The organism is Agromyces sp. P2_B3 (genome assembly GCF_056404815.1).
This window is the reverse complement of sequence record NZ_JBFUDH010000003.1, coordinates 222929-247965: the sequence shown is the minus strand read 5'-3', so window position 1 is coordinate 247965 and position 25037 is coordinate 222929. Positions and strand designations below refer to the sequence as shown.

The 25037-nt window shown below is 72.2% G+C and carries 22 protein-coding genes and 1 pseudogene; 14 read left to right on the top strand and 9 right to left on the bottom strand.

Features of this window, described 5'->3' with window-relative positions; all coding sequences use genetic code 11:
• Positions 1 to 32: 32 nt before the first annotated feature.
• The 4 genes from AC1DZA_RS06780 to mutM all read left to right on the top strand — a co-directional run bounded on the left by AC1DZA_RS06780 (position 33) and on the right by mutM (position 2491).
• Positions 33 to 569 (top strand): YceD family protein, encoded by a 537-nt coding sequence (locus AC1DZA_RS06780; protein WP_476772155.1) that lies wholly within the window; start codon positions 33 to 35, stop codon positions 567 to 569.
• Between the two features lie 9 nt (positions 570 to 578).
• Positions 579 to 782, top strand: a complete 204-nt coding sequence (gene rpmF / locus AC1DZA_RS06775; protein WP_022887809.1) for a 50S ribosomal protein L32 — start codon at positions 579 to 581, stop codon at positions 780 to 782.
• A 91-nt stretch (positions 783 to 873) separates the two neighbouring features.
• Positions 874 to 1536: a ribonuclease III gene (rnc, locus tag AC1DZA_RS06770; RefSeq protein WP_476763194.1), complete on the top strand. Its 663-nt coding sequence runs from the start codon at positions 874 to 876 to the stop codon at positions 1534 to 1536.
• Position 1537: 1 nt separating this feature from the next.
• Complete coding sequence (mutM, locus tag AC1DZA_RS06765) at positions 1538 to 2491, top strand: bifunctional DNA-formamidopyrimidine glycosylase/DNA-(apurinic or apyrimidinic site) lyase (RefSeq protein WP_476772154.1); 954 nt, start codon at positions 1538 to 1540, stop codon at positions 2489 to 2491.
• On the opposite strand, the gene AC1DZA_RS06760 is transcribed toward mutM, so the two are convergent.
• Both AC1DZA_RS06760 and AC1DZA_RS06755 read right to left on the bottom strand, forming a co-directional pair.
• Positions 2397 to 2858 (bottom strand): GNAT family N-acetyltransferase, encoded by a 462-nt coding sequence (locus tag AC1DZA_RS06760; protein ID WP_476772153.1) that lies wholly within the window; start codon positions 2856 to 2858, stop codon positions 2397 to 2399. The genes mutM and AC1DZA_RS06760 overlap by 95 nt on opposite strands.
• Before the next feature lie 311 nt (positions 2859 to 3169).
• Positions 3170 to 3688: pseudogene (locus tag AC1DZA_RS06755) on the bottom strand (GNAT family N-acetyltransferase); the annotation flags it as partial.
• On the opposite strand from AC1DZA_RS06755, the gene smc reads away from it, so the two are divergent.
• Positions 3687 to 7205 (top strand): chromosome segregation protein SMC, encoded by a 3519-nt coding sequence (gene smc, locus AC1DZA_RS06750; RefSeq protein WP_476772152.1) that lies wholly within the window; start codon positions 3687 to 3689, stop codon positions 7203 to 7205. The pseudogene AC1DZA_RS06755 and the gene smc sit on opposite strands and share 2 nt — an antisense overlap.
• A 51-nt stretch (positions 7206 to 7256) precedes the next feature.
• Here smc and AC1DZA_RS06745 read toward each other — a convergent pair whose 3' ends face one another.
• The gene (locus AC1DZA_RS06745) at positions 7257 to 8921 is read right to left on the bottom strand and encodes an alpha-amylase family protein (RefSeq protein ID WP_476772151.1); all 1665 of its coding nucleotides are present in this window, start codon (positions 8919 to 8921) and stop codon (positions 7257 to 7259) included.
• Positions 8918 to 9886 carry a TIGR03885 family FMN-dependent LLM class oxidoreductase gene (locus AC1DZA_RS06740; RefSeq protein WP_476772150.1) on the bottom strand — a complete coding sequence of 323 codons (969 nt, stop codon included), beginning with the start codon at positions 9884 to 9886 and terminating at the stop codon, positions 8918 to 8920. The genes AC1DZA_RS06745 and AC1DZA_RS06740 overlap by 4 nt, the downstream gene beginning before the upstream one ends.
• A 102-nt stretch (positions 9887 to 9988) precedes the next feature.
• Here AC1DZA_RS06740 and ftsY point away from each other — a divergent pair, with 102 nt between their 5' ends.
• The 3 genes from ftsY to ffh all read left to right on the top strand — a co-directional run bounded on the left by ftsY (position 9989) and on the right by ffh (position 13029).
• Positions 9989 to 10864 carry a signal recognition particle-docking protein FtsY gene (gene ftsY, locus AC1DZA_RS06735; RefSeq protein WP_476772149.1) on the top strand — a complete coding sequence of 292 codons (876 nt, stop codon included), beginning with the start codon at positions 9989 to 9991 and terminating at the stop codon, positions 10862 to 10864.
• Positions 10865 to 10873: 9 nt separating this feature from the next.
• Positions 10874 to 11362 (top strand): DUF2004 domain-containing protein, encoded by a 489-nt coding sequence (locus AC1DZA_RS06730; protein ID WP_476772148.1) that lies wholly within the window; start codon positions 10874 to 10876, stop codon positions 11360 to 11362.
• Between the two features lie 80 nt (positions 11363 to 11442).
• Positions 11443 to 13029, top strand: coding sequence for a signal recognition particle protein (gene ffh, locus AC1DZA_RS06725; RefSeq protein ID WP_476772147.1), 1587 nt, complete (start codon positions 11443 to 11445; stop codon positions 13027 to 13029).
• Positions 13030 to 13038: 9 nt separating this feature from the next.
• On the opposite strand, the gene AC1DZA_RS06720 is transcribed toward ffh, so the two are convergent.
• Positions 13039 to 13863, bottom strand: a complete 825-nt coding sequence (locus tag AC1DZA_RS06720; protein WP_476772146.1) for a spermidine synthase — start codon at positions 13861 to 13863, stop codon at positions 13039 to 13041.
• A gap of 89 nt (positions 13864 to 13952) precedes the next feature.
• Here AC1DZA_RS06720 and AC1DZA_RS06715 point away from each other — a divergent pair, with 89 nt between their 5' ends.
• Entirely contained in the window at positions 13953 to 15416 is a 1464-nt protein-coding gene (locus AC1DZA_RS06715) for a GH1 family beta-glucosidase (RefSeq protein WP_476772145.1), read from the top strand.
• On the opposite strand, the gene AC1DZA_RS06710 is transcribed toward AC1DZA_RS06715, so the two are convergent.
• Positions 15413 to 16585 carry a glutamate--cysteine ligase gene (locus AC1DZA_RS06710; RefSeq protein ID WP_476772144.1) on the bottom strand — a complete coding sequence of 391 codons (1173 nt, stop codon included), beginning with the start codon at positions 16583 to 16585 and terminating at the stop codon, positions 15413 to 15415. The two genes, AC1DZA_RS06715 and AC1DZA_RS06710, sit on opposite strands and share 4 nt — an antisense overlap.
• A 224-nt stretch (positions 16586 to 16809) precedes the next feature.
• Here AC1DZA_RS06710 and rpsP point away from each other — a divergent pair, with 224 nt between their 5' ends.
• From rpsP to AC1DZA_RS06685, 5 genes are all read left to right on the top strand, one after another.
• Positions 16810 to 17226 (top strand): 30S ribosomal protein S16, encoded by a 417-nt coding sequence (gene rpsP, locus AC1DZA_RS06705; RefSeq protein WP_309979249.1) that lies wholly within the window; start codon positions 16810 to 16812, stop codon positions 17224 to 17226.
• 3 nt (positions 17227 to 17229) lie between these two features.
• The gene (locus tag AC1DZA_RS06700) at positions 17230 to 17466 is read left to right on the top strand and encodes an RNA-binding protein (RefSeq protein WP_056651189.1); all 237 of its coding nucleotides are present in this window, start codon (positions 17230 to 17232) and stop codon (positions 17464 to 17466) included.
• Between the two features lies 1 nt (position 17467).
• Complete coding sequence (gene rimM, locus AC1DZA_RS06695; protein ID WP_476772143.1) at positions 17468 to 18112, top strand: ribosome maturation factor RimM; 645 nt, start codon at positions 17468 to 17470, stop codon at positions 18110 to 18112.
• A 9-nt stretch (positions 18113 to 18121) separates the two neighbouring features.
• A complete protein-coding gene (gene trmD / locus AC1DZA_RS06690) occupies positions 18122 to 18811 on the top strand; it encodes a tRNA (guanosine(37)-N1)-methyltransferase TrmD (protein WP_476772142.1) in 690 nt (229 codons plus the stop codon).
• Positions 18812 to 19003: 192 nt separating this feature from the next.
• On the top strand, positions 19004 to 19765 hold the full coding sequence (locus AC1DZA_RS06685) for a sirohydrochlorin chelatase (protein ID WP_476772141.1): 762 nt from the start codon (positions 19004 to 19006) through the stop codon (positions 19763 to 19765).
• Positions 19766 to 19835: 70 nt separating this feature from the next.
• Here the strand turns inward: AC1DZA_RS06685 and AC1DZA_RS06680 are convergent, their stop codons facing one another.
• From AC1DZA_RS06680 to AC1DZA_RS06670, 3 genes are read right to left on the bottom strand one after another with little or no spacing between them, the layout of a single operon-like run.
• Positions 19836 to 21443, bottom strand: coding sequence for an FAD-dependent oxidoreductase (locus AC1DZA_RS06680; protein WP_476772140.1), 1608 nt, complete (start codon positions 21441 to 21443; stop codon positions 19836 to 19838).
• Complete coding sequence (locus tag AC1DZA_RS06675; protein ID WP_476772139.1) at positions 21440 to 23569, bottom strand: molybdopterin oxidoreductase family protein; 2130 nt, start codon at positions 23567 to 23569, stop codon at positions 21440 to 21442. The genes AC1DZA_RS06680 and AC1DZA_RS06675 overlap by 4 nt, the downstream gene beginning before the upstream one ends.
• 11 nt (positions 23570 to 23580) lie before the next feature.
• Positions 23581 to 24996 (bottom strand): MFS transporter, encoded by a 1416-nt coding sequence (locus AC1DZA_RS06670; protein ID WP_476772138.1) that lies wholly within the window; start codon positions 24994 to 24996, stop codon positions 23581 to 23583.
• Between the last annotated feature and the right edge of the window lie 41 nt (positions 24997 to 25037).

Below are 25037 nucleotides of genomic sequence, written 5' to 3'. Positions count from 1 at the left end.
CGATCGTGGCCATTCAGCATTCCCCGTTCCGAGTGAACGTGCGCGACCTCGTGAACCGTCCGGGCGAGATGCGCGAGCAGCGACTCGCGATCCCCGTGGGCGACCCGATGGGCGAGGGACTCGTCGCCGTCAAGGCGGGCTCCGAGCTCGACCTGGGCGTGCGCCTGGAGTCGGTGCACGAGGGCGTCCTCGTGACCGGCGAGGTCGACGCGGTGGCCGAGGGGGAGTGCGGCCGATGCCTCATCGACATCGCCCTGCCCGTCGAAGTCGAGTTCCAGGAGCTTTTCGCGTATCATTCTGGAGAAGCTTTCGAGTATGAGGTTCAAGACGACCACGTGGATCTTGAATCGCTCATCCGAGATGCGGTAGTGCTGGCACTACCGTTCCAGCCGGTGTGCCGGCCGGACTGCCCGGGTCTCGACCCAGAGACCGGGGTCCGACTGGCTGATCATCCGGAACTCGTCACCCCTGAGCAGCGCGACCCGCGATGGGCCGCGCTCGCGGGGTTCGAAGCTTCCGAAGACCAAGGCTCGGATGCCGCATCCGACGCCCCCCAGCAGAGAGATTGAGAGAGAGTCATGGCTGTTCCCAAGAGGAAGAAGTCACGAGCCAACACGCACGCGCGTCGTTCGCAGTGGAAGGCCGAGGTCCCCACGCTCGTCAAGACCGTCGAGAACGGCAAGGTCACCTACAGCCTTCCGCACCGTGCCAAGGTCGTCGAGGACTCCGCGGGCACCCCGCTGTTCCTCGAGTACAAGGGCCGCAAGGTCGCCGACGTCTAGTCGGCCCCGACTCGCCTACCGACCGGTCGTGACGCGCACGGAGCACACGGGGACGGAGTCCACGGCTCCTTCGGAGCATTCACTCGAGGAATTGCAGCGTTCGCTGCAGATCGAGGTGGACCCGGCCCTGCTCCAGCTCGCGCTCACGCACCGGTCGTTCGCGTACGAGAACGGCGGCATCCCCACCAACGAGCGCCTCGAGTTCCTCGGCGACTCCATCCTGGGGCAGGCCGTCACGGTCAAGCTGTTCCGCGACCACCCCGACCTCGATGAGGGCGAGCTCGCCAAGCGGCGGGCGAGCCTCGTCTCGAGTGCCGCGCTCGCGGAGGTGGGCCGCACCATCGGCGTCGGACCGTACGTGCTGCTCGGCCGGGGCGAGACGATGACCGGCGGCGCCGACAAGCCGTCGATCCTCGCCGACACCGTCGAGGCGATCATCGGCGCCGTCTACCTCGACTCGGGCGGCGACGCCGCCACGGCCTTCGTGCTGCGCCTGGTCGGGCCGCTCCTCGACGACCCCGAGCGGTTCGGTGCAGCCATGGACCCGAAGACCAGCCTGCAGGAGATCGCGGCGCGACGCAGCGCCCCGCCGCCCGTCTACACGGTCACGGAGTCGGGACCAGACCACAACAAGCACTTCATCGCCACCGTCTCGGTGGGCGACCTGGTGCAGGCCACCGGCGAGGGCTCGAGCAAGAAGCAGGCCGAGATGGCCGCAGCACTCGAGGCCTGGACCGAGCTGAACGCCGTCTGACGTGCCCGAGCTGCCCGAGGTCGAGGTCGTCCGCGCCGGCCTCGCACCCGCCGTCACCGGCGCGCTCGTGACCGCCGTCGACGTGCTCGACCCGCGGGCGCTGACCCGCCACGTCGCGGCATCCGGCGACTTCGAATCGCTCGTCACGGGTGCCCGGATCGCGGCGGCGGTGCGTCGCGGCAAGTTCCTCTGGTTGCCCATCGGCCCCGACCGGGCGATCGTCGGCCACCTCGGCATGAGCGGGCAGCTCCTGCTGCGCACGCCCGATCACCCCGGCGACGACCGGCACGCGCGCGTACGCCTGCATCTCGAGCATCCCGGGCACGGGGAGTTCCGCATCGACTTCGTCGACCAGCGCACCTTCGGCTCGCTCGCGGTGGATCGGCTCGTCCCGACCGCCGACGGCGAGGTGGCCGGCTTCTCCGCCGGCGTGACCGGGCCGTGGGATCGGAGCATCCCGGCGCAGGTCGCGCACATCGCGCGCGATCCACTCGACCCGGCCTTCGACGACGCCGCCTTCCTCGACGCCCTCGCGCGGCGCGCCTCGGGCGTCAAGCGGGTGCTCCTCGACCAGAACCTCGTGAGCGGCGTCGGCAACATCTACGCCGACGAGTCGCTCTGGGCGGTGCGCATGCACGGCGAGCAGCCCGCGGCCTCCCTGTCGAGGCGCCGGGCCCGCGACCTGCTCGCGGCGGTGCGCGACGTGCTCGGCAAGGCCCTCGCCGAGGGCGGCACGAGCTTCGACGCGCAGTATGTCAACGTGAACGGCGCGTCGGGCTACTTCGCCCACTCGCTGAACGCCTACGGTCGTGCCGGCCTGCCGTGCCCGCGCTGCGGCACCCCCATCGTGCGCGAGGCGTTCATGAACCGGTCGTCGCATCGGTGCCCGCGATGCCAGCGGCTCCGGATCCCGCGGCGGACGCCGGTCGCTGCCAGCTCGCGTCCAGCCCCCTGAGCTCGAATCCGAGCGCCAGGTTGATGGCGAGCATGTGGTCGTTCTCGTCGGCGTTCCACGTGGAGACCTCGTGTCGTTCGGGCGCGACCTCGCCCAGCCGCACGAGATTCGCGAGCTTGAGGAGCATCCCGAGGGCATGGCCGCGGTGCGCGCCGACGACGAGCGTGTCGGACTGGTAGGCGATGGGCCGGCCGTCGGGCAGTTCGAGCTCCGTGTAGCCGGCGACCTCGCCTCCGTCGGTGACCGCCGCGGCGACGAGCATGCCCGTGGCGCTGTCGCGGCGTTCGTCCTCGTAGGCGCGTACGCGGTCGGCGGTCCACACCTCGTCGTCGTACTGCAGCCCGCCGGCGGGCACGTCGAGCACCATGCGTGCGCGTCGACGAGCCCGTCGGGCGCGCGATCCTCCCAGGTGCGCAGTCGGTAACCGGCAGCGGATGCCGCGGGCTCGCGTTCCTCGAGCGCCGAGGCGAACCCGTCGCGGCGCCCGTCGACGCGGAGCCCGCTCACCCGCTCGACCTGCTGCAACGCATAGCCGTGCGCCACGGCGAATCGCGCCGCAGGGTCGGAGGCCGGCAGTTCGGCGTCGCCGTCGGGGGCGCGCAGCACCTCGCCCGTCGTGCGGAGACTCGCGCCCCCGTGCTCCGACCAGCCGACGAGCGCCGGACGCCCGACCTCTGCGGCCTGGACCTCCATCGCGGCGAGCAGGGCGCTCCCGACGCCGCGGCCGCGACGGTCGGGCCGCACGCCGAGCGACATCTCGGCCATCCTCGCCTGCGGGTCGGTCTCCCACACCATGGCGGCCGCGCCGACCAGGTCGTCACCCTCGTAGGCGCCGACCTCCACGCGGCGGCGGAAGCGCTGGTCGCGATGTCGCACGAGGAGCTCGGCGGCGGTGAACTCGAAGTGGTCGTGGCCCCACGTCTCGCGCGCGATGGCGCGGGTGAGCTCGACGTACGCCTCCAGCGGCCGCGCCTCGGTCGTGCCGAGGCGTGCGGGCACGGGCACGGGTCGGATGTCGATGGCCACGCGATCGTCCTCCTCGCCGTCGGTCGGACAGCCGCCCAGACTATCGGCGGGCGCGGCGCGCCGGCAACGATCGATCCTCAGCTTCGCGGCGAGGGTGCGCGGGAACCGGGCGCCCGCTCGGGTACGCTCGTGCGAGGCATCCGCACGACCCAGCCGCACCCGGGGGACCATGTACCTGAAGAGCCTGACGCTGAAGGGATTCAAGTCCTTCGCGCAGCCGACCACGTTCGCGTTCGAGCCGGGCGTCACCTGCATCGTCGGTCCCAACGGCTCGGGCAAGTCGAACGTCGTCGACGCGCTCGCCTGGGTGATGGGCGAGCAGGGCGCGAAGACGTTGCGCGGCGGCAAGATGGAGGACGTCATCTTCGCCGGCACGGCCACGCGCGGCCCGCTCGGCCGCGCCGAGGTCAGCCTCACGATCGACAACGCCGACGGCGCCCTGCCGATCGAGTACAGCGAGGTCACGATCTCCCGCACGCTGTTCCGCAACGGGGCGAGCGAGTACGCCATCAACGGCGAGACCTGCCGGCTGCTCGACGTGCAGGAACTGCTCAGCGACTCGGGGCTCGGCCGTGAGATGCACGTCATCGTCGGCCAGGGCCAGCTCGACGCGGTGCTGCACGCGAGCGCCGAGGACCGGCGCGGCTTCATCGAGGAGGCCGCGGGCATCCTCAAGCACCGCCGCCGCAAGGAGAAGACGCTCCGCAAGCTCGACGCGATGCAGGCGAACCTCACCCGGCTCTCCGACCTCGCCGGCGAGATCCGGCGCCAGCTGAAGCCCCTCGGCCGCCAGGCCGAGGTGGCCCGCGAGGCCGCCACGATCGCCGCCGTGGTGCGCGACGCGCGGGCGCGGCTCCTCGCCGACGAGGTCGTGGGCCTCCGCCGCGCGCTCGACGAGCACGGGCGCAGCGAGTCCGAGCGGCACAGCGAGCGGCAGGTGCTGCAGCAGGAGCTCGAGCAGCACCAGGCACGGGTCGAGCGACTCGAGGCGACCTACCTCGGCGACGACGTCGACGCGGCGCGTTCCACCTCCCATGCGCTCGAGTCCGCGCAGGAGCGCCTGCGGGCGCTCGACGCCCTCGCGCGGCAGCGCATCGCCCTGCTGACCGCCCAGGTCGAGCCGACGGATGCCGCGCCGAGCGTCACCCGCGCCATGATCGACGAGGCGACCACCGGACTCGACGGCTTCGGTGCGGCCGTGGGCGAGGCGGCCGCGGCCCTCGAGGATGCGGTCGCCGGCACCCGGGCCGCCCGGGTCGAGCTCGACCGCGTCGACGAGGGCATCGCCCGGGACAGCGCCCGCGTCGCCGCCTACGACCTCGAGCTGTCCAAGCTCGCCGGGCAGGCCGACACCGCCGCGTCCAGGCTCGCCGCCGTGCGCGGAGAGGTGCTCCGGCACGCGAACGCGCTCGAGGCCGCCGCCGCGCGTCGGCAGGCAGCCGCTGCCGAACTCGCTCGGGTCGAGGCCGAGGCGGAGGCCGGCGAAGGCGCCGAGACCGACCTCGACGAGGCGTATGAGCTCGCGCAGGCGGCCGTGTTCGAGGCGGAGGGCGAGATCGAGCGGATCCGGGAGGAGCTCCACGGGCGCGAGCGTGAGCAGGGCGCCCTGGCGGCTCGTACCGCCGCCCTCTCGCTCGCCCTCGACCAGAAGGACGGCTCGGCCGCCCTCGTCGGCGCCCACGTCGACGGCGTGCGGGGGCTCCTCGCGGAGTCGTTGCACGTCGAGCCCGGGTACGAGCCGGCCGTGGCGGCCGCACTCGGGTCGCTCGCCGACGCCGTGCTCGTCGACGACCGGGCGGCCGCCTTCCGGGCCCTGAAGCACGCCGAGCGCGGCGAGCTCGGACGCGTCGCCCTCGCCATGGCCGATCCCGGCGTGGCGGCCCGCGGCAGTCACGCGGTCGACGGCCTGACCGCGGCATCCGACGTCGTGACCGCCCCTGCCGGCGTGGTGGCCCTGCTCGCCGAGGTGCTCATCGCCGACGACCTCGCCGCGGCCCGCGCCGCCGAGCCGGCGCTCGCCCGGCTCGACGGACCGGTGACGGTCATCACGAAGGACGGCACGGTCGTCGGGCGCTACGTGATCCGCGGCGGTACCGGACGCGAGCAGAGCCGCATCGAGCTCATCGCCGAACGCGACCGCGCGGGGGCCCGGCTCGAGGAGGTGCGGGCCGAGCTCGAGCGCTCCCGGTTCGAGCTCACCGAGCAGCGCGGCATCCTCGAGCAGTCGAAGGACCAGTCCAAGCGCGCCCTCGCCGCGCTCCGCGAGTTCGACGCGCAGCTGGCGCAGCGCACCGAGCGGCTGAACCGCGCACGCGTGCAGGCGGAGGCCGTCGAAGCCGAGACCGCCCGCCTCGAGCAGGCCGCGGCGAACGCGCAGGAGCGGGTGGCCGACGCCGAGCGCGCCGCCGACGAGGCGAAGGCCGCGCTCGACGAGGCGCGTGCCGTGCCCCGGCCCGTGCTCGACGCGACGGCCCGCGACGGCGCCGTGGCCGCGCTCGAACGGGCGCGTGAACTCGAGGTGGAGGGCCGTTTGCGGCTCGAGACCGCCCGCGAGCGCGTGCGCGCCGAGGAGGCCCGGGTGCGCGCGATGGAGCGGCAGTTCGAGGCCGAGCAGCAGGCCGCGGCGGATGCCGCGCGTCGGGCGGTCGTGCGCCGCGCCCAGCTCGCCGCGGCCACCCGCGTCGCGGACTCGCTGCCGGCCGCACTCGCCTCGGTCGACGCGTCGGTGGCCGAGGCCCGCGTCGCCCTCGGACGCGCGGAGGCGCAGCGCGCGAGCCGCAACGAGGAGCTCCAGCAGGTGCGGCGCCAGGAGGCCGCCGTGCGCGAGCGGCTGCACGCCGTCACCGAGGACGTGCACGGCCTCGAGCTGCGCATCTACGAGAAGAAGCTGCACGTCGCCGGCCTCGTGGAACGCGCGGAGTCGGAGCTGGGCCTCGGCGAGGACGTCCTGGTCGACGAGTACGGCCCCGACGTCGAGATCCCCGGCGAGGACGAGGAGTCGGCGCCCCGCCCGTTCGTGCGCGAGCAGCAGCAGCGCCGCCTGGCGGCCGCCGAGCGCAAGCTGGCCCAGCTCGGCCGGGTCAACCCGCTCGCGCTCGAGGAGTTCGCCGCGCTCGAGCAGCGGCACCAGTTCCTCTCGGAGCAGCTCACCGACCTCGCCAACACCCGCAAGGACCTGCTCACCATCATCGAGGAGATCGACGGGAAGATGGAGGCGATCTTCCGCGGCGCCTTCGACGACACCCAGGCGGCGTTCGCCGAGGTCTTCCCGGTGCTCTTCCCGGGCGGCACGGGCAGCATCACGCTGACCGACCCCGACAACATGCTCACGACCGGCATCGAGGTCTCGGTGAAGCCGGCCGGCAAGAAGATCGAGCGCCTCTCGCTGCTCTCGGGCGGCGAGCGATCGCTGGCCGCGGTCGCGCTGCTCATCGCCATCTTCAAGGCGCGTCCGAGCCCGTTCTACATCATGGACGAGGTGGAGGCGGCGCTCGACGACGCCAACCTCGGCCGCCTCCTCACCACCATGGAGGACCTGCGCGAGTCCAGCCAGCTCATCGTCATCACGCACCAGAAGCGCACGATGGAGATCGCCGACGCGCTCTACGGCGTCTCGATGCGCCAGGACGGCGTCTCCGCCGTCGTCGGCCAGCGGGTTCGCGAGGAGCGCGAGGCCAAGGCCAGCTGAGCCGAGCGAGCGGATGCCGCAGGCACGCGCCTGCGGCATCCGCTCTGCGACTCAGGTGAGCCGGCGATCGCCCGGATCGACGACGCGGAACCAGCGGTACCCGTAGGCGTCGAGGTGCACGTCGATGCGCCCGCGCTCGTCGAGGTCGAACGCGTCGACGGCGAACAGGTCGGAGAACCGGGCCCCGGCGGGCACCTCCCCGAGCTCGAGGGTGACGGTGGCCGGCCGTGGCGCGAAGTTGTGCACCGCGACGAACCGGCCGACGTCGGCGGTGAGCTGGTGGGCGAGCACGGCGTCGTTGCCCGTGTCGAGCAGGTCGAGCCGGCCCCAGCCGATCTCGGGGGAGCTGCGGTACCGCACCGCGAACTTCCGGATCGTCGCGAGCAGCGACTCGGGGTCGTGCATCTGCGCCTCGACGTTCACGTGCTCGGGCGCGTAGCCGTCGGTGGGCGGCGCTGCGACGAGGCGGCCGGGCCTCGCCCGCGAGAAGCCGCCGTTCGCCTCGTCGGTCCACTGCATCGGGGTGCGCACCGTCATGCGGCCGCCCTCCACGCGGTTCTCGCCCATGCCGATCTCCTCGCCGTAGAAGAGCACGGGTGTGCCCGGCAGCGAGAAGAGCAGGCTGTAGACCATACGGATGCGGCGGGGATCGCCGTCGAGCATCGGCGGGAGGCGGCGCGCGATGCCCCGCCCGTAGACCCGCATCCACTCCTCGGGCGCGAACGCGTCGAACACCTCCTCGCGCTCGGCGTCGCTGAGCTTGTCGAGGGTGAGCTCGTCGTGGTTGCGCACGAAGTTCGCCCACTGCGCCTCGGGCTCCAGCTGGGGCCGCTTGGCGAGCGAGGCGGCGAGGGGTCGTGCGTCCTCCCGCGCGAGCGACAGGTACAGGGCCTGCATGCCGAGGAAGTCGAACTGCATCGTGAGCTCGGCCGGATGGCCGGGCCGGCCGAAGAACTCGACCTGCTGGTCGAACGGCAGGTTCACCTCGCCCAGCAGCACCGCCTCGCTCGAACGGCGCTGCAGGAACCTCCGGATGTCGCGGAGGAACTCGTGCGGATCGCCGATGTCGACGCCGTCGGGCGGCTCGATGAGGAACGGCACGGCGTCGACCCGGAAGCCCGAGACGCCCATCTCCAGCCAGAAGCCGATCGTCTTCGCGATCTCGTGGCGCACGGCCGGGTTGGCGATGTTGAGGTCGGGTTGGTGCCGGTAGAAGCTGTGCAGGTAGTACTGCTCCGTGCGCTCGTCGTACTCCCAGACGCCGTCCTCCTCGCCGGGGAACACGCTCTTCGCCGGATGCGCGGGTGGCTCGTCCCGCCAGACGTAGTAGTCGCGGAACGGCGAGGTGCGGCTGCGCCTGGCCGACCGGAACCAGGGGTGCCGGTCGGAGGTGTGGTTCATCACGAAGTCGATGATCACGCGCATGCCGCGGTCGCGGGCGGTGCGCAGGAACTCCGCGACGTCGCCGAGCGAGCCGAGCCGGGGGTCGACGCCCGTGAAGTCGGTGATGTCGTAGCCGTCGTCGCGGTCGGGCGTCGGCTGGAACGGCATGAGCCAGAGGCAGGTCACCCCGAGCTCGGCGAGGTGGTCGAGCCGGTGCCCGAGGCCCTCGAAGTCGCCCGAGCCGTCGTCGTTCCAGTCCATGTACGTCTCGACGTCGAGGCAGTAGACGACCGCCGTCTTCCACCAGAGGTCGCTGCGGTCGGTGATCTTCATCGGCCCACCCCCCTCAGTGCGGGGAGGACGTGCTCGCCGAAGGCATCGATGAACGCGTCCTGCTCGGCGCCGACGTGGTGGAGGTAGATGCGGTCGACGTCGAGCTCCGCGATGCCCGCGAGGTGGTCGAGGTGCCGTGCGGTGTCGGACGAGGCGAGCAGCGTGGCAGCCACGTCGTCGAGCGTGGCGTCGGCCGTGCGGGCGTCGAAGTCCTCGGGGCGGTCGAGCTCCCACGAGAGGTGCGCCGGCACGAGGCTCTGCCGCCACTGGTCGTGCGCGATGGCGAGCGCCTCGTCGTCGGACGGCGCCCAGCTCAGGTGCACCTGCACGGCGACCGGGCCTCGGCCGCCGGCCTCGCGGTACGCGTCGATGAACTCGCGCAACCCGTCGGGCCCCTGGTCGACGGTGATGACGCCGTCGGCCCACGCCGCGACGTCGCGCGCGGTCTCGGTGCTGATGGCGGCGGCGAACAGCGGCGGCGGCTCGTCGGGGCGGCTCCAGATCCTCGCGCGGTCGACCCGGATGCGGCCGTCGGCGGTCACCTCGTCGCCCGCGAGCAGGCGGCGGATGACGTCGACCGATTCGGCGAGCCGCGCGTCGCGCTCCTCCTTCGCCGGCCACGGATCGCCGGTGACGTGCTCGTTGATCGCCTCACCGCTCCCGAGCGCCGCCCAGAACCGGTTCGGGTACATCTCCGCGAGGGTGGCGAGCTTCTGCGCCGCGATCGCCGGGTGGTAGCGCTGCCCGGGCGCCGTCACGACGCCGACCGAGAACGAGGTGGCCTCGAGCGCGGCGCCGAGCCAGCTCCATGCGTACCCCGAGTGCCCCTGGCGCACGCTCCACGGTTCGAGGTGGTCGCTGCACATGGCGGCGTCGAAGCCGGCCTGTTCGGCGCGCCGCACCGCGTGGAGCAGTCGGCTGGGCGGCAGTTGTTCGTGCGAGGCGTGGAATCCCACGATCGTCATTCGCACTCCTTCCGTCGTCCCCGAGGGTTCCGTGGCCCCGGGGGAGCGGCAACCCCTTGCAGGGGCACCGGGCGCGGTGTACCGGCGCTCTAGGCTGGAGGCATGGCAGAACGCGCATCCTGGTCGCTCGGTGCGGCCCTCCGCGGGGTCTTCGGAGCGAAGACGATCGACGAGGACACCTGGGACGACCTCGAGTCCGCGCTCATCCGCGCCGACTTCGGCCCCGCCGTCACCGAGGAGATCGTGGCCGCGATCAAGGCCCAGGTCGAGCGGTACCGCACGACCGATCCGCGCGACGTCCAGCGGATGCTGCGCGAGCTCATCGAGGAGCGGCTCTCGAAGTACGACCCGACGCTGAAGCTCACGGAGCGTCCCGCCGTCGTGCTGGTCGTCGGCGTGAACGGCGTCGGCAAGACCACCACGATCGGCAAGTTCGCGCGGTTCCTGCGCAGCTACGACCGGAGCGTCGTCGTGGGCGCGGCCGACACGTTCCGTGCCGCCGCGGTCGACCAGCTCGCCACCTGGGCGGAGCGCGCCGGCGTGGGCATCGTGCGACCTGAGCGCGAGGGCCAGGACCCGGCATCCGTCGCCTTCCAGACGGTCGAGAAGGCCAAGCGCGACGGCATCGAGATCGTCATCATCGACACCGCGGGTCGCCTGCACACCAAGGGCGGGCTCATGGACGAGCTCGGCAAGATCCGCCGCGTCGTCGAGAAGCAGGCGCCCATCAGCGAGGTGCTGCTCGTGCTCGACGCGACGACCGGGCAGAACGGCCTGGCGCAGGCCGAGGCGTTCATCGAGCACGGCGGCGTCACCGGCCTCGTGCTCACCAAGCTCGATGGCAGCGCGAAGGGCGGCTTCGTGCTCGCGGTGCAGGAGAAGACCGGCCTGCCGATCAAGCTGATCGGCCAGGGCGAGGGCATCGGCGACCTCACCGGGTTCACGCCGCACGTCTTCGCGCAGAAGCTCGTGGGCTAGGAGGAGCACATGGCGATCGAACACGACTACTTCGGGGTCATCGGCGAGTACTGGTCCGAGATGATCGAGTTCGGCGACCAGCGCGTCGAAGTCGTCCTCGAGGCGGAGGACGGCATGGTGACGTCCGCGTCGCTGGATGCCGCGGCCGTGCTCGTCGGTGAGCTCGAGCTCGTCGACGAGGACGTGCGCTCCGCGTTCGTGGGCCAGCTGGACTCGGGAAGCAGTCCGGTCATGCGATTCCTGGACGTGCTCCTCGACGCCGACCTCGAGCAGGCCGACGAGATCGACGGGGCCATCGGTCGCGATTCGGGCGACCGGCAGGTCGACGCCCTGCGGTCGCTGTCGCTCCTCCGCGTCGACCTCCGGCCCGAGGCCGACGGCGACGGGGAGCCCTTCGCCGAGTTCGAGTACGCGCTCGCGCCCGACGACACCGACGAACGGCTCATCGCGGCGATCGACATCGGCCGAGCCGTCGTCGACGTGCGCTTCGAGGGGTAGCCGGGGCATCCGGCCACCCGCCGGGCAACACCCGGGCGCCGAACGGCCGCACCGTCGCGCTCGCTTAGACTTGGTGCACCATGGCTACCTTCGGAAACCTGTCTGACCGCCTCGCCGAGACCTTCAAGAACCTCCGCACCAAGGGCAAGCTGTCGGCGGCCGACGTCGACGGCACCGTGCGCGAGATCCGTCGCGCGCTGCTCGACGCCGACGTCTCGCTCGACGTGGTCAAGCAGTTCACGGCGCACGTGCGCGAGCGCGCCCTCGGCGACGAGGTCAACAAGGCGCTGAACCCCGCCCAGCAGGTCGTGCAGATCGTCAACGAGGAGCTCGTGGCGATCCTCGGCGGGGAGCAGCGCCGGCTGCAGTTCGCGAAGAACCCGCCGACCGTGATCATGCTCGCGGGCCTGCAGGGCGCCGGCAAGACCACGTTGGCAGGAAAGCTCGCGAAGTGGCTCGTGAAGGACGGGCACACGCCCATGCTCGTCGCGGCCGACCTCCAGCGCCCGAACGCCGTGAACCAGCTGCAGGTCGTCGGCGCGCAGGCCGGAGTCCCCGTGTTCGCCCCCGAGCCGGGCAACGGCGTCGGCGACCCGGTGCGCGTCGCGAAGGACGCCGTCAAGCAGGCCGAGCGCGCCCAGCACGACGTGGTCATCATCGACACCGCGGGCCGCCTCGGCGTCGACGCCGAGATGATGAAGCAGGCCGCGAACATCCGCAAGGCGACCAACCCCGACGAGGTGCTCTTCGTCATCGACGCGATGATCGGTCAGGACGCCGTCGTCACGGCCAAGGCGTTCCAGGAGGGCGTCGACTTCACCGGTGTCGTCCTCTCCAAGCTCGACGGCGACGCCCGCGGTGGCGCCGCGCTCTCGGTCGCGTCGGTCACCGGCCGGCCGATCATCTTCGCGTCCACCGGCGAGGGCCTCGACGACTTCGAGCCGTTCCACCCCGACCGCATGGCGAGCCGCATCCTCGACCTCGGCGACATCCTGACCCTCATCGAGCAGGCCCAGCAGGCCTTCGACGAGGAAGAGGCGATGAAGGTCGCCGAGAAGCTCGCGACCGAGCAGTTCACGCTCGAGGACTTCCTCGCGCAGATGCAGCAGCTCCGCGGCGCGGGCTCGATCAAGAAGATGCTCGGCATGCTGCCCGGCGCTGGCGGCATGAAGCAGCAGCTCGAGAACTTCGACGAGCGCGAGATCGTGCGCACCGAGGCGATCATCCAGTCGATGACGCTCGCCGAGCGCCGCAACCCGAAGCTCCTCAACGGCTCCCGGCGACTGCGCATCGCACGCGGCTCCGGCATGACCGTCACCGACGTGAACCAGCTCGTGCAGCGCTTCGAGCAGGCCGCCAAGATGATGAAGACGGTGGCCCGCGGCGGCATGCCGCAGATTCCGGGCATGGGCCCGATCCCCGGCGGTGGCGGCTACGGCGGCGGCAAGCGCCAGGCGGCCAAGGGCAAGAAGAAGTCGTCGGGCTCGCGGTCGGGCAACCCTGCCAAGCGGGCGGCCGAGAACGCGGCGATCGCGTCGGGGGTCACCCCGGCCGGCCAGGGCTCGACGCCCGCCGGCTCGGGCTTCGGCCTCGGCGGCGGGGCGGGCGCCAAGGCCGCCCCCAGCGAAGAGGAGCTCGCGGCCCTGCAGAAGTTCCTCGGGCGCTGAGCCGACCGCTCAGTCGAGCGGATCGGCGTCGCGACGAACCGGCGCGGCGTCGATGAACTCCGCGAGCGACGCGTCGCGGAGCATGACGACGCGTCGTGGCCTCGCGTCGGCGAGCCGGAGGACCTGCTCGCCGGGCAGCGGCGCCGCGGATGCCGCGAGCACGACGTTGCCGAGGCTCGCCCCCTCGACCACCTCGGCGGCCGTGAGCGCGAACACGTCGTCGAACACGGATTCCAGCGTCGCGGCGACCTCGCGGGCCGTGTGGAGGCCCGGCGCCGCCAGGGTGTTGACGACGACGAGGCCGTCCGCCGCGGTCAGGCGCTCGAGTGCGGCGAAGAACTCCGCGGTGGACAGGTGACGGGGCGCCCGGCTGCCCGAGAACACGTCGACGAGCACGAGGTCGTATCCCGCTCCCACCTTCGCGGCGCGCTCCACGGCCGCGCGGGCATCCCCGAACTCGGCGGTGAGCTCCACGTCGTCGCGAAGCGGGAGCGCGGCGAGCACGAACTCGAGGAGCTCCCGATGGAGTTCCACCACGTGCTGCGCCGACCCGGGCCGCGTCGCCGTGAGGTAGCGGGCCACGGTGAGGGCGCCGGCGCCGAGGTGCAGCACCCGCAGCGGGCGGCCGGGCTCGCGGCATCCGTCGACCAGTGCGGCGATGAGCCGCGTGTACTCGAGCTGCAGGTCGAGCGGGTCGTCGAGGTTGACGTGGGACTGGGTGGTGCCGTCGACGACGAGCGACACGCCGCCGTTCACGCCGCGCCCGGTGAGCAGTTCGGCGACGAGGCGTGCGCCGCCGGCGTCGGGTTCGAGTTCGAGGCGAGGGTCGGCCATGCCTCCACATTAGGTCTGCGTCGTTCGCTGACAGCCCTGTAAGGAGCGGTTCCGGGCGACGCGATACAGTGAAGCCGAGGCGGTAGCGGATGCCGCGACGAGACGACTGGAGCACGCTCATGACCACCGGCTCAGCCGACTACCGCGACGCGGGACTCACCTTCCCCGACGACTTCCTCTTCGGATCCGCCACGGCGTCGTACCAGATCGAGGGCGCGGTGAACGAGGACGGACGCGGCCCCTCCATCTGGGACACGTTCAGCCACACGCCCGGCAAGGTGTGGAACGGCGACACCGGCGACGTGGCCGACGACCACTACCACCGACTCGACGCCGACCTCGACCTCATGGCCGACCTGGGGCTCGAGGCGTACCGGTTCTCGATCGCGTGGCCGCGGATCCAGCCCACCGGTCGAGGGCCGGCCAACGAGGCGGGCCTCGCGTTCTACGAGCGGCTCGTCGACGGGCTCATCGCCCGCGGCATCCGGCCCATCGCGACGCTGTACCACTGGGACCTGCCGCAGGCGCTCGAGGACGAGGGCGGCTGGGCGAACCGGGCCACCGCAGAGGCGTTCGCCGACTACGCCCGCATCGTGGGGGAGCGGCTCGGGGATCGCATCGCCGTGTGGACGACGCTCAACGAGCCCTGGTGCAGCGCCTACCTCGGCTACGGCTCGGGCGCGCACGCCCCCGGCCTCATGGACGGCGCGAAGGCGCTCGCCGCCGTGCACCACCTGAACCTCGCGCACGGACTCGCGATCGCCGCCCTGCGGGAGGTCGTCACGAACGACCCCGGCTACTCGATCACGCTGAACCTGCACGTCATCCGCCCGTCGGGCCCGACGGGCGACGAGGCGGCCCGTCGCATCGACGGCCTCGCCAACCGGGTCTTCCTCGGCCCGCTGCTCGACGGCGAATACCCCGCGGACGTCATCGCCGACACGGCCGAGGTGACCGACTGGTCGTTCGTGAAGCCGGGCGACACCGAGCTCATCCAGCAGCCGATCTCGCTGCTCGGCGTCAACTACTACTCCACCGTGACCGTGGCGATGTGGGACGGCGTGTCGCCGCGTGCCAACGCCGACGGCCACAAGGACATGGGCGGCACGCCCTGGCCGGGCTCCCAGCACGTCGAGTTCCTCGTGCAGCCGGGCCCGTACACGGCCATGGGCTGGAACATCGACCCGTCGGGGCTGGAAGACCTCCTCGTCGCGCTGCACGAGGCCTACCCCGGTCTGCCGCTCATGGTCACCGAGAACGGCGCCGCGTTCGACGACGTCGTGACGGAGGAGCCCGACGGCCCCGCCGTGCACGACGCCGAGCGCGTCGACTACCTGCGCCGCCACTTCACCGCCGCGCACCGGGCCATGGCTCGCGGGGTCGACCTGCGCGGTTACCAGGTGTGGTCGCTCATGGACAACTTCGAGTGGGGCTACGGCTACTCCAAGCGCTTCGGCATCGTGCGGGTCGACTACGACACGCTCGAGCGCCTGCCGAAGGACAGCGCGAAGTGGTACGCCGAGCTCATGCGCACGCGGGCGATCCCGGCCTAGGAGGCGGGCGCCGCGGCATCCGTCGTCGGGGAGGAGACCCCGTCGCGGAGCTCGCGGGCGAGGTGCGCGACGACGGCGGTGAGGTCGCCCCCGGCGGCCTCGGCGACCCGCAGCTGTCGCTGGTAGCTCGCCCCGCCGTCGAGGGTGCCGCGCACGAGCTGCAGCTCGGCCTGGCATCCGAGCCGCTCGGCGACGGGCACGAGCGTCGTGAGGAGGTCGCGCAGGTCGTCGCCGACGAGCCGCTCGGTGCCCGCGACATCCGTGATGATCTCGGCGTCCATGCCGTAGCGCGCGGCGCGCCACTTGTTCTCGCGCACGTACCAGGGCTGCAGCACCGTCAGCGTCTCGCCGTCGTCGAGGCGTTCGCTCATCCACTCGACGAGGCACTGCACGAGTGCCGCGATGGCGGCGATCTCGGCCGCGGTCGAGACGCCGTCGCAGACGCGCACCTCGACGGTGCCCCACTTCGGCGACGGGCGGATGTCCCAGCGCACCTCGCTGTGGTCCTCGATCACGCCGGTGCGCACCAGGTCGTCGACGTAGCGTTCGTAGGCCGGCCAGTCGGGCAGCGGGTACGGCAGTCCCGCCGTGGGCAGCTGCTGGAACATGAGTGCGCGATTCGAGGCGTACCCCGTGTCGACCCCCGCCCAGAACGGGCTCGACGCCGACAGCGCCTGCAGGTGCGGGAGGTAGGCGAGCAGGCCGTCGAGAATGGGCAGCGCCTTGTCGCGCTCCTCGATGCCGACGTGCACGTGGATGCCCCAGATCATCATGTTGCGACCCCACCACCGGGTGCGTTCGATGAGCTTGTGGTACCGCGGCTTGTCGGTGAGGCGCTGGTCGTACCACTGGCTGAAGGGGTGCGAGCCGCTGCAGATGAGCTCGTAGTCGCCGAGCTCGTCGATCACCGCCCGCACCTCGGCGAGCTGGCCCTCGAGGTCGGCGACGGCGTCGGCGACGCGCTCGTGCACGCCGCTCACGAGCTCGACGGTGTTCGTGAGCAGCTCCGAGGTGATGGTGGGATGCGTCCCGCCCTCGCTCCGCTCGTCGAGCAGCTCGAGCACGCGGTCGCCGATCGAGGCGAGCTCGCCGGTGGCGCGATCCACGATCGCGACCTCCCACTCGAGGCCGATGGTGGACCGGGCCGAACGGGCGAAGTCGATCTGCACGGCGCGAACCCCCTCCACGGCGTCGGATGCGCCGATGTCGGCTCATCATGGCATGCGACCCGGGCGATTATCCTTACGACGCGAAATCTGCAAGAATGGTCAGTCGAGTTCCGTACCGCCCGACCCTCTATCCGGCGCACAGAACCTCATTGAGCTTCCGCCGAGTGTGCACCCCACGCTCACGGCTGTCAGTTCGCCCACCTCACAACATTTTCAGGAGAATTGTGGCTGTCAAGATCCGTCTCAAGCGCCTCGGCAAGATCCGTGCGCCGTACTACCGCATCGTCGTCGCCGACTCGCGCACCAAGCGCGACGGTCGCGTCATCGAGGAGATCGGCAAGTACCACCCCACCGAGAACCCCTCGTTCATCGAGGTCGACTCCGACCGCGCCCAGTACTGGCTCTCCGTCGGCGCTCAGCCGACCGAGCAGGTCGCCGCGATCCTCAAGCTCACGGGCGACTGGGGCAAGTTCAAGGGCGACGCCGACGCGAAGTCCACCGTCAAGGTCGCCGAGCCCAAGGCCGGGTTCGTCGCCGACGACAAGAAGAAGCCGGTGCTGAAGCCGAAGTCGGAGAAGCCCGCCAAGGCTGCCGAGGCCGAGGCGCCCGCCGCCGACGAGACCGCGACGGACGAGGCCTAGGCCTTGCTCCAGTCCGCGCTCGAACACCTCGTCAAGGGGATCGTCGATCACCCTGACGACGTGAAGGTCGTCTCCGCGTCGAGCGCACGCGGCGAGGTCCTCGAGGTTCATGTGAACCCCGAGGACCTCGGTCGCGTGATCGGCCGTGCCGGCCGCACCGCGAAGGCGCTCCGCACCCTCGTGACCGCACTCGCCGACGGCCGCCGCGTTCGCGTCGACGTCGTCGACACCGACGACTGACGTGGCCGACGCACCCCGAACGCAGCTCAGGGTCGGCCGCCTCACCAAGGCGCACGGCCTGAAGGGCGCCATCAAGCTCGAGCTCTACACCGACGACCCCGAGCGCCGCTTCGTGCCGGGCGCCGAGTTCTCGCTGCAGGTCCCCGAGTCCTCGCCCTGGCACGGCAAGCACCTCACGCTCCGTGAGGTGCGCTGGTACAACGGCCACCCGGTCGGGTTCTTCGAGGGGGTCGACGACCGCACCGCGGCCGAGGGCCTCGCGAAGGCCATCCTCTGGGTCGAGCACGTCGACCAGGAGTCGCCCGAGGACGACGCGTGGTACGACCACCAGCTCGTCGGGCTCGCGGTCATCCGCGACGGCGAGCGCATCGGCCAGGTCACCCACGTCGACCACCTGCCGGCGCAGGACCTCCTGATCGTGAAGTCCGGCGGGCGGGAGATCATGGTCCCGTTCGTCGCGGCGATCGTGCCCGAGGTCGACATCGAGGCCGGCACGCTGACGGTGACGCCGCCGCCCGGCCTCTTCGAGGAGCTCGTCGAGGAGCCGGAAACGGCCGAGGGTGACGCGCCCGCCGAGGCGGAGCCCGAGGCATCCGCCGACGGCGAGCCCGAGGCATCCGGCGGCGACGACCACCCCGCCGAGTAGGGTCGGGCCATGCGGATCGACATCGTCACGATCTTCCCCGACTTCTTCTCGGTGCTCGACCTGTCGCTGCTCGGCAAGGCGCGCCAGACGGGGCTGATCGAGGTCCGCACCCACGACCTGCGCGAGCACACCCACGACCGGCACCGCACCGTCGACGACACCCCGTACGGCGGCGGTGCGGGCATGGTCATGAAGCCCGAGCCGTGGGGCGAGGCGATCGACGCGATCGTCGGCGATGCGGCATCCGACGCCCTGCTCGTCGTGCCGTCGCCCGCGGGCGAGCCGTTCACCCAGGCCACGGCCCGCGAGCTCGCGCAGGAGCCGCACCTCGTCTTCGCCTGCGGGCGGTACGAGGGCATCGACCAGCGCGTCGTCGACCACTTCGCGACGCGCATGCGCGTGCGGCTCATCAGCCTCGGCGACTACGTGCTCAACGGCGGCGAGGTCGCCGTGATGGCGATGATCGAGGCCGCCGGGCGCCTGGTGCCCGGAGTCGTCGGCAACCCCGAGAGCCTCGTCGAGGAGTCCCACGAGGACGGGCTGCTCGAGTATCCCAGCTACACCAAGCCCGCCACCTGGCGCGGCCTCGACGTGCCGCCGGTGCTGCTGTCGGGCAACCATGGCGCGATCGCCGCGTGGCGGCACGACCAGCAGGTCGAGCGCACCCGTCGCGTGCGGCCCGAGCTGCTCGCCGAGTAGCGCGCGGCTGCATCGTCGCACGACGTCACGCCCGCCCGACACGTGCCCACGGGCGCCCACGGATGTCGCGGCACGGCGTGAGGCAGTCTTCACCTCCCGGAAACACTCGGGAGCCGTCCGCGAAACACGCCGTGCATAGCGTCGAAACCGGCGGCCGACAGCGGACTCCGCCGGAGAGCGCGGGGTTCGGAGATGGTCGGGTCGAGTGGTGCAGGCCTCCCCGATGACCGGCTGGGCCCCCACCCGCTCCGTCTCGTCGCCGTCACCCACGGGGCGCCGTCGGCCGCGAATCGCGAGGCCGTGATCCGACTCGTCGACGCCGTCGCCTCGGAGCGGCCCGACGTCGGCGTATCCATCAGCTTCGTCGATGCCAGCAACGCGGATGTCGCGGCCGCCCTCGCAGCCGACGCCGAACCCGACGCGGTCATCGTGCCGCTGGTGCTCTCGGCGGGCTTCCACGTGCGCACCGGCCTGTCGCTCGGCCTCGACCGCATCGGCGGGGGCGCGCAGCTCGCCCCAGAGCTCGGACCTGATGAGCGCATCGTCTCGGTGCTCGCCGATCGCCTCGCGGCCCTCGGCCTCGCCGAGGGCGACGCCGTGCTCCTCGCCGCCGCGGGCTCGAACGACCCCCGCGCGGTGCGCGAGTGCTTCGAGACCGCCCGCCGCCTCGGCCAGCGCCTCGGCCGGCCCGTGACCGTGGGGTTCATCGCCGCCGCGATCCCGCGCCTGCCCGACGCCATCGAGATGATCCGCGAGGTGCATCCCGGCTCGCGCATCGTCGTCGGGCCGTACCTGCTGGCGCCCGGCACGTTCTACGACGCCGCGACCGCGGCCGGCGGCGACGTCATCGCCGATCCGCTGCTGCTGCCGGACCGCCCGGCGCCGCGCGAGCTCGTCGAACTGGTGCTCGAGCGGTACGAGCAGGTCGACGCCGCGCGCCGCGAGCGCGCCTGAGGCGTACGAATGGCGGCGGCGACGCCGACCCTTCGGGAGCGCGCGACGAGCGGGCTCCCCGTCGGCGACCTCAGGCGGTGAGGCTCGGCGTGCCGCCCGCCTCCGCGGCCCGTGCGAGCACGTCGGCGATGCGGCCCTTGCAGCCGCCGCATCCCGTGCCGGCACGCGTGTCCCGGCCCACGCACTCGACGGTCGTGTTGCCGCAGGCTGCCGACTCCTCGATGCGCCCCACGGTGACGCCGTTGCACCAGCACACGGTGCTCGACGGCGCGAACGCGTCGGCGTCGGCCGCGGGATCGTAGTCGGGACCGTCGAACCGCAGCAGCAGGGAGCGGTCGGCGGGCAGTTCGCCGCGCCGCTCGAACAGGAGCGTCAGCTCGGCGGCGGTGCGCGGCATCCCGACGCTCACGAAGCCGGTGAGCACGCCGTCCTCGGTCACCATCTTCACGTAGCGGAGGTGTTCGGGATCGGCCCACTGCGAGACGCGGCGGCGCGGATGCAGGGCGTCGTCGTCCCACGGGTCGGTCGCGATCTCGCCCACGGCGACCACGTCGATGTGCTCGGCCTTGAGCATCACGATCGGGTCCCGTTCGCCCGGCACCGCGGCATCCGCCCCGCGCCCCGCTGCCTCCTCGGTGAACGCGGCGGCGAGCCACGACGCCTGGCGCCAGCCCGGTCCGATGAGGCCCGACGGCGCGCCGGGCAGCACGCGCTGGCCCGCGAGCTCATCGGTGCGCGGCGTGACCTGGGCGCAGTCGCCGATCGCGTACACGTCGGGGTCGCTCCACGACTGCAGCCGCTCGTTCACGACGACGCCGACGGCCGTGCGCAGGCCCGCGAGGGTGGCCAGCTCGTTGCGGGGGCTCACGCCGCACGAGAGCACCAGCAGGTCGCCGCGCAGCTGCTTGCCGTCGGCGGTGACGAGCATGTCGAACCGGCGCCGGCCGTTCTCGTCCGTGCGGAACGCGATCGCCTCCGCACGGCTGTGCGCGATGACGGTGATGCCCGTGCGCCGCAGCGCTGCGCGCAGCACCTGCCCGCCCCCGCGGTCGAGGTTGCGCGGCATGGGGTGCGGCCCGTGGTGCACGACGCACACCTGCGCGCCGGCATGGGCCGCGGCGAGGGCGAGCTCGAGGCCGAGCACCCCGGCGCCCAGCACGATGATGCGGCGACGAGCGCGCACGGCCTCGAGCACCCGCTCGGCGTCGGCGAGGTCGCGGAGCGCCGTGATGCCCTCGGGCAGCTCGTCGTCGCGCGCCACGAGCTGCCGCGCGTACTTCTCGAGCGACGAGAGGTCGCGGCGGTGCCGCTCCACGCCGTCGAGGGTCGGCACGTTCGCGCGCGACCCGGTGGCCAGCACGAGACGGTCGTAGGGCAGCTCCTCGCCCGTGCCGAGCCGCACCGTTCGCGACGCCCGGTCGATCGAGGTGGCAGCCACGCCCACGAGCATGCGGGCACCCGCCGCCTCGGCGGCCGCCGCATCGCCGACGAGCATGGCGTCGAGGTCGGTGTTGCCGACCGCGTACTCGGCGACGAGCACCCGGTTGTAGGCCTCGGTCTGCTCGCCGCCGACGACCGTGAGCGCGATGTCGCCGCGCTCGACCGACGGCAGCAGCTCCTCGACGAAGCGGGCGCCGACGGGGCCGTATCCGACGAGGACGATCCTCAGTGCGCTCATGCGGGGACCCCGGCTTCCATGCGGCTCGCGACGCGGGTGACGCGCACGACGTTGGTCTTGAACTCGGGCATCGACGAGATCGGGTCGACCGCGTCGCTCGTCAGTAGGTTGGCCGCCTGGGCGTCGCCGTAGTGGAACGGCAGGAAGACGTCATCGGGTCGGATGTCGGTCGTGAGCCTCGCCCGGCAGCGCATCGTGCCGCGCGGGTTGCTGAGCTCGAGCGGATCGCCGTCGTCGATGCCGAGGCGCAGTGCGGTCGCCGGATGCATCGAGGCGAACGCCTCGGGCTGGGCGCCGAGCAGCTCGGGCACCCGCCGGGTCTGGGCGCCGCTCTGGTAGTGCTCGAGGAGCCGTCCGGTGACGAGGGTGAGCTCGCCGTCGGCCGGGCGCGGCCGCGCGGACTCGCGCACCGACACGGCCACCAGCCGGGCGAGCCCGTCGGGGTGCGCGAACCGGTCGGCGAAGAGGCGCGGAGTGCCCGCGCTGCCCCGCGGCATCGGCCAGTACGCCGCCTCGCCGCGGTCGAGCATGGCGTAGTCGATGCCGGAGTAGTCGGCGATGCCGCCCTCCGACGCGTCGCGGAGCTCGTCGAACACCCGCTCGGGATCGGTGTCAAACGCGGCGCCGCACTCCAGCCTGCGGGCGAGCTCCGACAGGATCCACAGCTCGTCGCGCACCCCCGAGGGCGGGGTGATGGCACGGCGGCGACGGATGACGCGGCCCTCGAGGTTCGTCATCGTGCCCTCCTCCTCGGCCCACTGGGTGACCGGAAGCACGACATCGGCGAGCGCCGCCGTCTCCGAGAGGAAGAAGTCGCACACCACGAGGAGGTCGAGTCGCGCGATGCCCTCGCGCACGGCTTCCACGTTCGGCGAGGAGACGACGAGGTTCGACCCGTGCACGAGCAGGGCGCGCACGCCTCCCGGACGCCCGAGCGACTGCAGGAGCTCCACGGCCGGCACTCCGGGCCCGGGGATGTCCTCGGGCGCGACGCCCCACACGCGAGCGACATGGGCACGGGCCTCGGGATCCGTGATCTTGCGGTATCCCGGCAGCTGGTCGCATTTCTGCCCGTGCTCGCGGCCGCCCTGCCCGTTGCCCTGGCCGGTGAGGGTGCCGTAGCCGCTGCCCGCTCGGCCCGGGAGGCCCAGAATCAGTGCGAGGTTGATCGCGGCCGTCGCGGTGTCGGTGCCGTCGACGTGCTGCTCCACTCCGCGCCCGGTGAGGATGTACGTGCCGTCTCCCGACGCGAGGCGCCGCGCGAGCCGCTTCAGGGTGAGCGCCGCGACGCCGGTCACCGACTGCACGCGTTCGGGCCACCACGACGCGACGCTGCGGCGCAGCGACTCGAACCCCGTCGTGCGGGCAGCCACGTAGTCGGCGTCGACGAGGCGCTCCGCGATGACGACGTGGATGAGGCCCAGCAGCAGGGCGAGGTCGGTGCCCGGCGCCGGCTGCACGTGCAGGCCCTTCCCATCGTCGGTGAGGCGCGCGGTCGCCGTGCGCCGGGGATCGACGACGACGAGGGCGCCCGCGGCCTGCGCGCCCGCGAGGTGCCCGATGAACGGCGGCATCGTCTCGGCCACGTTCGTGCCGAGCAGGAGCACGGTGCGCGCCCCGTCGAGGTCCTCGAGCGGGAACGGCAGGCCGCGGTCGACGCCGAACGCGCGGTTCCCGGCCGCAGCCGCCGACGACATGCAGTACCGGCCGTTGTAGTCGATGCGGCTCGTGCCCAGCGCGAGCCGTGCGAACTTGCCGAGCAGGTACGCCTTCTCGTTCGTGAGCCCGCCACCGCCGAAGACGCCCACGGCGTCCGCGCCGTGCGCCGAGCGGATGCCGCGCAGGCGCGCCGCGACGAAGTGGAGCGCTTTCTCCCACGACGCTTCGTGGAGCGCGCCGTCGGCGCCCCGCAGGAGCGGGGCGCCGAGGCGAGACGGTGCGCGGAGCAACTCCGCCGACGTCCATCCCTTCTTGCACAGGCCGCCGCGGTTCGTGGGGAAGTCGCGGCCGCTGACGGTCACGGGCGTCGCAGCGGTCGCGTCGTCCGCGGCATCCGTCGGCGTGAGGGTCATCGCGCACTGCAGCGCGCAGTACGGGCAGTGCGAGGGGGCGGCGGGACGGGGCATCCGGACTCGTTTCAGATCTTGTGTTCGCGGAGGCGGCTCGACCGCACGTAGACGACGTAGGTGAGCACGAGGAGCACGACGTAGGCGGCGACGAAGCCGAGGAACGCGGCGGCGTACCCGCCGGTGGACTGGAACGAGAGGTTCAGCGCCTGCGGGATGAGGAAGCCGCCGTACGCGCCGATCGCGGAGATCAGGCCGAGGGCCGCGGCCGCCTTGCGCTGGGTGGACACGTCGCCGGCGCCGCCGCCGCGCACCGCGAACACCACGGGGACCATGCGGTAGGTCGAGCCGTTGCCGATGCCGGCCGCGGCGAACAGCAGCAGGAAGAGGCCCAGGAACAGCCAGAAGCTCGCCACCGGGAGCGTCAGCAGCACGGCGAGGGTCACGGTGCCCATCACCGCGAACGCGGCCATCGTGATGCGGGCGCCGCCGAACCGGTCGGAGAGGCGGCCGCCGTAGGGGCGGGCGAGGGACCCGACCAGGGCGCCGAGGAAGGCGAGGGAGACCGACGCGCCGCCCACGCTGATCGCGGAGAACTCGGGGAACTGGTCGGCGATGAGCTTCGGGAAGACGCTCGCGAAGCCGATGAACGACCCGAACGTGCCGATGTAGAGGAGCGACAGCATCCAGAGGTGCGGCTCCCGGAGCGCCGCGGCGGAGCCGGCGAAGTCCGCCTTCGCGCTCGAGAGGTTGTCCATGTACCGGTACGCGCCGAACATGGCCACGAGGATCAGCGGCACCCAGATGATGCCGGCGAGGGGCACGTTGAGGGTCGCGCCGGCGCCGATCGTGATGACGATCGGCACGACGAACTGGGCCACGGATGCCCCGAGGTTGCCGCCTGCGGCGTTCAGGCCGAGCGCCCAGCCCTTCTCGCGCTGCGGGTAGAAGAACGTGATGTTCGACATGGAGCTCGCGAAGTTGCCGCCGCCGAAGCCGGCCAGCGCCGCGACCAGGAGCAGCACCCCGAACGGCGTCTCGGGGTTGGACACGCACACCGCGAGGGCGATCGTGGGCAGGAGGAGCAGGCCGGCCGAAACGATGGTCCAGTTGCGACCGCCGAAGCGGGGCACGAGGAACGAGTACGGGATGCGGAGGGTCGCGCCCACGAGGCTCGGGATCGAGATGAGCCAGAACACCTGGCCGGTGTCGAGGTCGAAGCCCGCCTTCGGCAGCGTCACGGCGACGATCGACCAGAGCTGCCAGACGACGAACCCGAGGAACTCGGCGAAGATCGACCAGCGGAGGTTGCGACGGGCGATGCCCCGGCCGACCGACTCCCACTGGGCGTGGTCCTCGGGGTTCCAGTGGTCGATCCAGCGACCGGGCCGGGTCGCCAGCGGCGGCGCGGCCGTCGTGGTCGTGGTCGGGTCAGCGGCGAGGGGTGCTGCGGCGTGCGGGGGAGCGCTGCTCACGGTCTGCGTCATCGGTGCCTCCGGGGGTGTCGGTCACGGGGTCGAACTCGTGC

Coding starts and splice junctions, on each gene's coding strand:
- rpmF (WP_022887809.1), top strand. CDS start 579: ATGGCTGTTCCCAAGAGGAAGAAGTCACGAGCCAACACGCACGCGCGT.
- AC1DZA_RS06760 (WP_476772153.1), bottom strand. CDS start 2,858: ATGGTGCTCGACGTGCCCGCCGGCGGGCTGCAGTACGACGACGAGGTG.
- smc (WP_476772152.1), top strand. CDS start 3,687: ATGTACCTGAAGAGCCTGACGCTGAAGGGATTCAAGTCCTTCGCGCAG.
- AC1DZA_RS06745 (WP_476772151.1), bottom strand. CDS start 8,921: ATGAAGATCACCGACCGCAGCGACCTCTGGTGGAAGACGGCGGTCGTC.
- AC1DZA_RS06740 (WP_476772150.1), bottom strand. CDS start 9,886: ATGACGATCGTGGGATTCCACGCCTCGCACGAACAACTGCCGCCCAGC.
- ftsY (WP_476772149.1), top strand. CDS start 9,989: ATGGCAGAACGCGCATCCTGGTCGCTCGGTGCGGCCCTCCGCGGGGTC.
- AC1DZA_RS06730 (WP_476772148.1), top strand. CDS start 10,874: ATGGCGATCGAACACGACTACTTCGGGGTCATCGGCGAGTACTGGTCC.
- ffh (WP_476772147.1), top strand. CDS start 11,443: ATGGCTACCTTCGGAAACCTGTCTGACCGCCTCGCCGAGACCTTCAAG.
- AC1DZA_RS06720 (WP_476772146.1), bottom strand. CDS start 13,863: ATGGCCGACCCTCGCCTCGAACTCGAACCCGACGCCGGCGGCGCACGC.
- AC1DZA_RS06715 (WP_476772145.1), top strand. CDS start 13,953: ATGCCGCGACGAGACGACTGGAGCACGCTCATGACCACCGGCTCAGCC.
- trmD (WP_476772142.1), top strand. CDS start 18,122: ATGCGGATCGACATCGTCACGATCTTCCCCGACTTCTTCTCGGTGCTC.
- AC1DZA_RS06685 (WP_476772141.1), top strand. CDS start 19,004: ATGGTCGGGTCGAGTGGTGCAGGCCTCCCCGATGACCGGCTGGGCCCC.
- AC1DZA_RS06680 (WP_476772140.1), bottom strand. CDS start 21,443: ATGAGCGCACTGAGGATCGTCCTCGTCGGATACGGCCCCGTCGGCGCC.
- AC1DZA_RS06675 (WP_476772139.1), bottom strand. CDS start 23,569: ATGCCCCGTCCCGCCGCCCCCTCGCACTGCCCGTACTGCGCGCTGCAG.
- AC1DZA_RS06670 (WP_476772138.1), bottom strand. CDS start 24,996: ATGACGCAGACCGTGAGCAGCGCTCCCCCGCACGCCGCAGCACCCCTC.